This window comes from Gluconacetobacter entanii (assembly GCF_013155425.1).
GTDB lineage: Bacteria > Pseudomonadota > Alphaproteobacteria > Acetobacterales > Acetobacteraceae > Novacetimonas > Novacetimonas entanii.
Map to the genome: position 1 here is coordinate 72,614 of NZ_JABJWD010000054.1, position 8,319 is coordinate 80,932.

The 8,319-nt window shown below is 61.3% G+C and carries 7 protein-coding genes; 2 read left to right on the forward strand and 5 right to left on the reverse strand.

The window, feature by feature from the left end; all coding sequences use genetic code 11:
- Positions 1–11: 11 nt before the first annotated feature.
- The 5 genes from HNH97_RS10065 to HNH97_RS10085 form a co-directional block, all read right to left on the reverse strand.
- Entirely contained in the window at positions 12–1,802 is a 1,791-nt protein-coding gene (locus HNH97_RS10065; RefSeq protein ID WP_171790783.1) for a phage tail sheath subtilisin-like domain-containing protein, read from the reverse strand.
- Between the two features lies 1 nt (position 1,803).
- On the reverse strand, positions 1,804–2,115 hold the full coding sequence (locus HNH97_RS10070; RefSeq protein WP_064478782.1) for a hypothetical protein: 312 nt from the start codon (positions 2,113–2,115) through the stop codon (positions 1,804–1,806).
- A 14-nt stretch (positions 2,116–2,129) separates the two neighbouring features.
- The gene (locus tag HNH97_RS10075) at positions 2,130–2,951 is read right to left on the reverse strand and encodes a hypothetical protein (RefSeq protein WP_048859014.1); all 822 of its coding nucleotides are present in this window, start codon (positions 2,949–2,951) and stop codon (positions 2,130–2,132) included.
- A 120-nt stretch (positions 2,952–3,071) separates the two neighbouring features.
- Entirely contained in the window at positions 3,072–3,530 is a 459-nt protein-coding gene (locus HNH97_RS10080; protein WP_171790784.1) for a hypothetical protein, read from the reverse strand.
- Between the two features lie 97 nt (positions 3,531–3,627).
- Positions 3,628–6,603, reverse strand: a complete 2,976-nt coding sequence (locus HNH97_RS10085; RefSeq protein ID WP_171790193.1) for a Tn3 family transposase — start codon at positions 6,601–6,603, stop codon at positions 3,628–3,630.
- 64 nt (positions 6,604–6,667) lie between these two features.
- Between HNH97_RS10085 and HNH97_RS10090 the strand changes: the two genes are divergently transcribed.
- Together HNH97_RS10090 and HNH97_RS10095 are read left to right on the forward strand one after the other, a co-directional pair.
- On the forward strand, positions 6,668–7,327 hold the full coding sequence (locus tag HNH97_RS10090; RefSeq protein WP_231100957.1) for a recombinase family protein: 660 nt from the start codon (positions 6,668–6,670) through the stop codon (positions 7,325–7,327).
- On the forward strand, positions 7,324–8,103 hold the full coding sequence (locus HNH97_RS10095) for a helix-turn-helix domain-containing protein (RefSeq protein ID WP_081105755.1): 780 nt from the start codon (positions 7,324–7,326) through the stop codon (positions 8,101–8,103). The genes HNH97_RS10090 and HNH97_RS10095 overlap by 4 nt, the downstream gene beginning before the upstream one ends.
- Positions 8,104–8,319 lie beyond the last annotated feature (216 nt).

An 8,319-nucleotide genomic window follows, 5' to 3' on the forward strand; every position in this document is an offset into this window, starting at 1 on the left:
GATGCGCTCCCTCAGCTGCTGGTCGTGCCGCCGGAGGCGCTACCGGTGGACGAGACGTTGACGGTTACCGTGCCCGTGTAGGGGCGCAGGGCATTGTTGGTTTTGATGAAATTCAGCGGGATTACCGGCTGGGAATTGAACGTGATCTCAATGGTGTCGCCACTGGCAACCGCAGTAAGGGCATCCCATGCCGGAGAACTGGTGTCACCCACGATCACCCCCGGCCCGAGCGGACGCGGCGTCGCGCAATAGTTCAGGGCCGTCTCGGCATCGGACAGGCAGCCGTTCATCGTGATGGGCGAAACGCCCATTCCCTGCGATGCATCCGACCCCAGCCGCGCCTCCACGGCGCTCCTGACCTGCTGGTTGGTGAAATCGGCCGCAGCCCCGGTGCTGACCTCGACCCGGTCGTAATAATTGTCGTTCAACCAGGAGGTAATCGCCCGCACCACAATCGTCGTGCCGCTGCGTCCCTGCGCAATGGGCGTGATCCCGGCCGGGATCAGCACGTCGGTATCCGTCGGGATGTTCACCGCGACCTCCGGCCCGATGACGTCCAGCGCGACGTTCGTCATAGTCTGTCCCGGCGAAAGGCCGGCAAATCCCGATGCGATCAGCGCCGCGGTCATATAGGGCGGATAGAGCGTCTCGTTGCCGTTCGCGTCGTAGCCGTAGAAACCGGGCCATGCGATGGACACGCGATCGCTGTTGAGCTGCACGCCGAGTGCCGCCGCATCCGACAGGGACATCCCCACATCCGGCCCGACCCACGCCCGCCGCTCCCGCTGTGCGGTCTTGGACATGTACTGCACATGCGCATCCACGGCGGCCCATACCGCCGGGTTCGGCGACAGGATCGCCAGCCAGTTCACGTCCGAGGACTGCAGCATCGTCAGGGCATTCGTCCAGTCCGTCACCAGTGGCGCAGGCACCGTGACCGGCGCGGGCGACTGCCATCCGGCGGGGGCCGCAGGTCCTGTGGCCGTGGTCGCGCGCGTCGCGGTGAAAATACCGCCGCCTGCGGTGCTGTTGAGGAAATCGATCTGTGCCTGCAGGTTGGCCGTGACAGCGTATGGCGTGGATGTCAGCGCCTCCGCCGTGACAGGATCGAGAGAGTTGAGCGCCGTCTGGTTGACCGCTGTCGCGACGATCGTCGCCTCAAACCCGGAGACGGTGTTGATGGCATCCACCAACTGCGCGATGGACTGATACTGGTTCAGGTCCAGTACGGTGGTAGTGGTGCCGACGGCGAGCGTCACGCTTTCGGACGCCACGGTGATCGTAGCACCCGTTCCCGCCCCCGTGTAGGCGACCCCAAACGCACCCCGGGCAATATTGTCCTGCGTGATGGCCTGCTGCCCGGCATAGCCCACGCTGATCTCGCTGCCCTGCACGGTCCCGGCATAAACCGCGATCTGAGCGGTATTGGCGACCGTCCCATACTGGTCCGTGACCAGATTGATCGCGTCGTTCCCGGCGGTGTCCTTCAGGGTCAGCGTCCCGGCAGGAGCCGATCCCACGTTGACCGCATAGATGGTCGAGGGCGCGTCCACCTGGTCGGAGACGGAAAAACATTTCTGGACCGCCGTCAGCAGTTCTCCGCCCACAAGGACGTCCGCTGCCGCCGCCGGCGTCGCGAACGGCCCGAGCAGCGTGTTCGGCTTTCCACCAGTGGAAATCCCCATCACGCATAGGATATTGCCTGTCCCGGCCGAAACCGGGTTCATCGCCGTGTCGGAGGTGGAGGAGAAAACGCCCGGCGTGTATGTCGCCGATCCGTTGATCAGGGTGCTGTCCGCCATATCAGGCCTCCGTCTTCAGGACGTCCGCGACACGCGCGTCAAAATCCGCCACCGTTGCAAAATGCAGGTTGTTTTTCGCGCAATAGGAGCGGAAAAGCCCCGCGATCTCCTGCCCGCGCGTTCGTGCAAGCCGCGCGCAGTACATGGCGGCCGACATGCGGGGCTGCGCCGGGGATGCGCCCGCGCGCGCCGCAGGGACCGCAGTAGATTGGGCGGCTGCGCCCCCCGTGCCGGAAGCAGAGGATGCTGCCGGTTTGGCATTCGCCGTTGCACTCGATGCGGCAGTGGCGGATTGGGTGGACTCATCGGTCATCGTGTGTTTCCCGGTCAGGCATATTTCACGGTAATTGACTGGAGTTTCGGCACGATCTCGGCTGTCCAGTGCATCATCTGGAAGGAGATGACCCCTTCCGAAATGAACAGGGGGCAGTTCTTCTGCTCAAGGTCCTCGGAATCCCGCTGCGACAGCGTGGCGTTCATGAACCCCAGATCAGCGAGCAGCAGGCGATTGGCCTCGAAGATGCGCCAGATCATCTTGCGCAATGACAGCCTCTCGACCTCGTTGGGAGACCATCCGGAGACCGTGACGTTGTAATCGTAGATCTCGCCCTTCCAGACCGACACAGTCCCGTCGCCGTTGTCGGTCGGAGGGCGCACCTCGTCACCCACGAACTGGGCAAACGGCGTGCTGCTGTTGAGGTGGACGACCACCATCGGCCACGTGGCGCGGCCGTCTGACATCAGCGGAGACGACACGACCTTGATTTCCCCGGAGGGAACCTGCATCCGGGCCGCCGCCAGTTCTGCCGCTACCCCTTTGCGGAATCGCTCCAGCAGAACGGAAACGGGCTCGACTGCATCGAAATCCATGGCCTGCGCAGGCGTTGCCTGGGCCGTATCCGGCGCGCTCCACTCTGACCCGTCCCAATAATAGACGGCGTAGCTGTAGGGCGTCCCGTCAGTCAGCCCCTGCCAGTCCAGCCGGTCCGTCACTGTGCTGCACGACGCCAGCACCGTGGCGGCCTGATCGTCAGGGCCGGTCGGGGCAACCGTGCCACGCAGCAACCGCCAGTACCGTGCCCCTATAGGAGGCGAAACAATCAGGCGCACGGCAGAACCACAGGCCAGGGGAGATGCGACAATGCTCATGCCCGCATGATGCCGTCACGACATGGCGGCCAACAGTCAATCAGTCCTCGCTGTCGTCTTGCTGGTTGGATTGCATGCATGCATGCAATCTTCCCGTCTCAATACCAAGCGGGCACCATGTCAGGATGCTTCGCCGCCGACCAGGCTGGTGATGTCGGTTTCCAGCGCCTTCGACAGAATCTCCTCCATCGCAGGCTCCATCTGTTCGGAGACCGTTCTGGCAGGCCACTTTCCGGGCTGCGCGGGCCGGATCCAGCCGGTTGAGCCCTCCGACATGACGCGGAACGTCAGGTATTTCGAATGCGCGCCGCCCCCGTTACCGCCGGGCTTTCGGAAATTCACCATGCCCGCCATGCGCGCACCCAGCTTCGTCCCGCCGTGGCCGAGTTGATCAAGGGTGTCTCCGGTCAGCCGGTCACCCCATTTATATTTCCAGGCATCGACCGTCACTCGCCGCCGGGTCCGCATGTCGTATATGCCGGTGCCCGACGGACGGCTGGTATGCAGGGTGATATGCGACCGCTCCCGCTTTCCCTTCCACCAGCCATGGACCGACTTGGGCATGTTGTTGCCCATCACGGACCCGGGTGTTCCCCACCGGAAAGGAATGATCAGGTAGAGGCCATCGTGTGGATGGTACGCTAAACAACGTTTGGCATGAACAATAAAGGAACGATCAGGCGGCACGAGCCTGTTTCGACAGATTGAGCGTCTTGCGGCCCGCAGAAGCTGCGGCTTTGTCCCAGAGAAAGTCTCCGGAAAAGGCGATGTGCTCCCATCCCACCGGGGAAGTATGCGCCAGCAGGTCCTCAGGGACGGCCGCCGATGTTGAGCGCAGATGTGTGACGGCGGTTTGCAGATAGACTGTATTCCAGTAGACGATCGCCGCGATGACGAGATTGAGGCCCGACGCCCGGTATTGCTGGGCTTCATGGCTGCGGTCGATGATCCGTCCCTGGCGGAAGGTATGGATTGCCTGGGTCAGCACATGCCGCTGCTCGCTGTTGTTGAGCCCTGCCTGACATCTCTGCCGCAGATCAGGGGTTTCGAGCCAGTCGAGCATGAACAGAGTGCGCTCGATCTTGCCGATTTCCTGGAGTGCGACGTCGAGCCGATTCTGGCGCTCATAGGCAGCAAGCTTGCGCAACATCCTGGAGGGCGCGACATGCCCGGCCTTGATTGATCCGACAAGCCGCAGCACGTCCTCCCATTGTTCCCGAATGATGTCGGTGCGGATGGTTTTGCCAAGCAGCGGGCTGATGGAGGGATAGGAACTGGCCGGTGCGATGGACGCCAGGCGTCTATCCGGAAAGTCGCGCAGGCGCGGGCAAAAGCGAAAACCCAACAGGGCGCAGAGCGCGAAGACATGGTCGGTGGCACCACCCGTGTCGGTATAATGCTCGGAGATTTTAAGCCCGGTTCCATGACTGGTCAGGCCGTCGAGCACGTATGGCGCTTCGTGTGTCGCAGCCGAGATGACCTTCACATGGTATGGGGCACGCTGATCAGACACATGCGTGTAAAAGCTGAACCCATGGTCAACGCCGTACCGGGCATTGACGTCTCCGCCCGAGGCACCGCGCTTGGCGCCGCGAAAGAACTGCCCATCAGAGCTCGAACTCGAACCGTCCCCCCAGCTCCGGGAAAATGGCAGACGATGATGAGAGTTGATGAGGACGGCCAGCGCCTTGCGATAATTTTCGTCGCGGACATAAGCGTCGTGGGTCCAGAAGAGCTGATCACGGGTAACGCCGTGACTCGCGGCAGCCATGCGTGATAGCCCCAGATTGGTAGCGTCCGCCAGAATGGCCGCGAGTAACGCATTCTCGTTGGGACAGGCTTCGCCCGTGCGCAGATTGGTAAAGGCGCTGAGGAAACCGGTAGCCTGCGCCACCTCGTGCAGCAGCTCCGTGATGCGGATTGGCGGCATCAGGGCGTTGAGCTGTTGCGCCAGGTTTTCCGCTTGCGGCGGCGTTGTCGCGCGTATCGGCGATATCTGGAGGTGCCCGTCACGAAAGCGCACCCCCTGCAAGGCGTCGCGTTTCAGGCTTTGCGCGAACTTCTTCAGGCGTTTATCCAATTCGCGAGCGCGCTGATCCAGCCATTCATTTGCCGACAGGGGCAGGTCAAGTTCGGCAATGAACGGTTTTGCCTGCTCCCTACTGAGCATGTAGCTGTCGAAGCGACGATAATTGGCCGACCGCTCGATCCACACATCGCCGGAACGCAGCTTGTTGCGCAAATGCGCGAGCGTCGCGATTTCCCACAGACGCCGGTTGGGCTTGTCATCCTGATCGATAACGATCTTCTGCCATTCCTTGCGAAACGGCATCGGTGCGTCGCCAGGTAAATCGCGTTTGCCTGCTCTGTTGAGATTCCGCAACAACGTGATCGCAGCCAGGGTCTTGGCGCCTCCTCTTCCTGCCTGGAATTCCAGCGTTTCCAGCAGATCGGGCGCGAATTTTCGAAGGGTAATATAACGCTCCGCAGCGGCTGTCAGAGGATCGAGGTCGGCAGTCCTGGCGATCGCCCCAACCTCTGACCTTGCTTTCAACAGGGTCGCCCATCCGACCGTGGCATCCAGAGTTTCCATAGGATCTCTGCCGTCGCTGGCCGCCTCGGCCAAGGCATCGATGGTCGCCTGAAACAGGCGCATCAGGCGTGCGACGTTCTTCGATGTTGCCGAAAAGCTGCGGGCCTTTGTGTTCCGTGCCCGGGTAAAGATGCTGCCGACCAGCTTGTCAGCCATGTCCAGGGCGCTGTCCGTCAGACGTTCCTCGGCATCGATCAGGAAAGCGACGAGCGTGGCGTAACGGCGTGATGGCGTGTAGCGCTCGATCATCGAGGCCGGAGATATCCGGCCTTCCCGGACGTATTGGTGAAAGCGGTCGATGTGAATGCGCTTGGCGACGACGGGATCAATCCCGATCTGTCGAACCTGTTTCAACAATTCCAGAATGCGCTTGATGTGATCCGGCTTGACGGCAACCGGTATGGTCTTGAGCGAGGCAAGTTGGCTGATGCTCCCTTCAGGCGTTGTGGCGAAAAGCCGATCCAGCGCCGTGACCTGATCGCCTGTGAGGCCCTGCGTTAACGCCTGCGCGGTCTTCCGTCGGGCCCGCGCCCGTCCCGCAATGCTGGCGCGTTCGATGGTTGAAATCGAAGGGAGTGCGATTTTGGCATGGCGTAGCGCGTCCATCACGGCCCGGACGATTACGATGCCGCTGTCCGTGGCCCAGGCTGCGTTTGCCGCAGCCTCGATCATGAACGGGATATCGACTCTCTGGGGCGCGCGCAGGCCAAGGATCGTCATCAGATCGCGGGCATGATCGGTCATCGTCTGCTCCCGCGCGGCGTAATCGGCGAGGTCGCTGCCGGAAAGCTCAAGTTGGTCTGCCACGAAGGCGACCAACGCGGATGGCGTCGATCCGACGTCCTGCACAAACTGAGCCAGTGTTGTTCCCGGGTGCCTGAGTAACGCCAGTTGCACGGCAACGCCCATCTGGGTGCGTCGCCTGCGCCGGGAACCGATGATATCCAGATCCGATGGCTCGAAAGTGTAAAGGCGGACCAGACTGTCCCGGTCTGTCGGGATGGCGAGCATCTGATCCCGTTCCTGGGCTGTCAGCAGGTGATGTTTGAGCCTGGTCACGCTGTCATTCCGTCCACAAAAGGTCAGTCTCGGCTATGGACAGCGGAGAGTAAAGAGACGCATTATGTGGACGGATATTGTCGATCCGGAATGGTCATTCACTCAGTGTCCACAGAACGGTCGTTTGGGAGACGGCGCCATGGGCGGCATTCTGGGATACGCGCGTGTCAGTACCGGTGATCAGGATGTGGCCGGGCAGCGTATGCGATTGGAAGAAGCCGGTACGATCCGTGTGTTCACCGATGTGATGTCGGGCAAGAGCATGGAGCGACCAGGACTGGACGAGCTGCTGGAATACGCACGCAAGGGCGATACGCTTGCGGTTGTGCGGCTCGACCGCCTCGGTCGTTCACTGGGAGAGTTGCTGACAACGGTGACCATGCTCCGCTCACGCGGAATAGCGTTGCTCAGCCTGGAGGAGAAAATCGACACTTCCTCCGCAGCCGGAGAGCTGATCTTCCACGTCTTCGGCGCCATTGCGCATTTTGAGCGGCGACTGATCTCAGAACGTACACGCGACGGGATTGCGGCGGCGAGGGCAAAGGGCAGGTTGCCGGGGCGGCAGCCGCTCGACAGCGACAAGGTAAGCGCGGCGCTGAAACTTATCGCGGCGAGCGTGTCGCCGGCTGAAGCGGCGCGTCAGCTCGGGATCGGGCGATCGACCGTCTATCGCGAGATGAAGCGACTTGGCGTCGCGCGGCCGACACCATCGGCTGTATCATGACAACAGACGATCAAGTGGTTCTCAGCGCGCGAGAGAAAGAAGCGCTGCGTCTGCTTCTGGTCGGCCATGACGCAAAATCCATTGCCAATACGCTTGGTCTGTCGGTGCACACAATAAATGACCGCCTACGCGATGCACGGCGCAAGCTGGGCGTTTCGAGCAGCCGTGAAGCTGCCCGACGTCTCGCCGAGATGGATGGGGGCACCCCCAATTTTGTCGGCCCCAAGGAAATTGGGGGTGTCGAAGCAGCTTCTTCGGTGGATAGGGCCAAAGAGCCAGAATTGCCGCGATCATCGGGGCATCGCCTGGCGTGGCTTACCGGAGGAATGCTTATCATGTCTCTTATCATTGCGGCCGCAGCGCTTTTGACCATCAGCGGGCAGGACGACGCCCGGGTTTCCGCCCAGAATATTTCGACAAGCATTGCCCGTCCTGCCGAAACAAAGGCATCGGCGGATGCCCGCAAATGGGTCGAATTGCTTGATGAAGGGCAGTGGGATGCAAGCTGGCAAGCCGCAGGCACACTGTTCAAGGCAAAGATCACCTCGGCGCAGTGGGCCACTACGATCCAGTCTGTACGACAACCGTTGGGACGCCCGTCATCACGCACCTTCCAAAGCGTGATGCAGACAAAAACGCTGCCGGGCACGCCGGCGGGTGACTATCAGATCATTCAGTTCCAGACGCGTTTCGCTAACAAACCCAACGCGGTTGAAACCGTCGTACTTTCTCGTGAACAGCCATATTGGCGCGTTAGCGGATATTTCATCCGCTAACTTCCGTGCTGCTTGCCGTTGTTCAACAAAGAAACAGCGACTTGCCCTCAGACAAGATCACGCTACCCAGACGTTCTTCTACTGTTCATGCTAAACGTTGTTTAGCGTACTTTCCACACGATGGCCTCAGGTACCGGCGGCCGGCCTTTGAGACGCGGACCTTGATCGAACTGTCCAGCATCTTCTTCATGTCATATTCGGGACAGCCTTCCTCAA

What these genes read in the sequence shown, in the direction of transcription:
- HNH97_RS10065 (WP_171790783.1), bottom strand. Translation starts at nt 1,802, where the DNA reads ATGGCGGACAGCACCCTGATCAACGGATCGGCGACATACACGCCGGGC.
- HNH97_RS10090 (WP_231100957.1), top strand. Translation starts at nt 6,668, where the DNA reads ATGTGGACGGATATTGTCGATCCGGAATGGTCATTCACTCAGTGTCCA.
- HNH97_RS10070 (WP_064478782.1), bottom strand. Translation starts at nt 2,115, where the DNA reads ATGACCGATGAGTCCACCCAATCCGCCACTGCCGCATCGAGTGCAACG.
- HNH97_RS10075 (WP_048859014.1), bottom strand. Translation starts at nt 2,951, where the DNA reads ATGAGCATTGTCGCATCTCCCCTGGCCTGTGGTTCTGCCGTGCGCCTG.
- HNH97_RS10095 (WP_081105755.1), top strand. Translation starts at nt 7,324, where the DNA reads ATGACAACAGACGATCAAGTGGTTCTCAGCGCGCGAGAGAAAGAAGCG.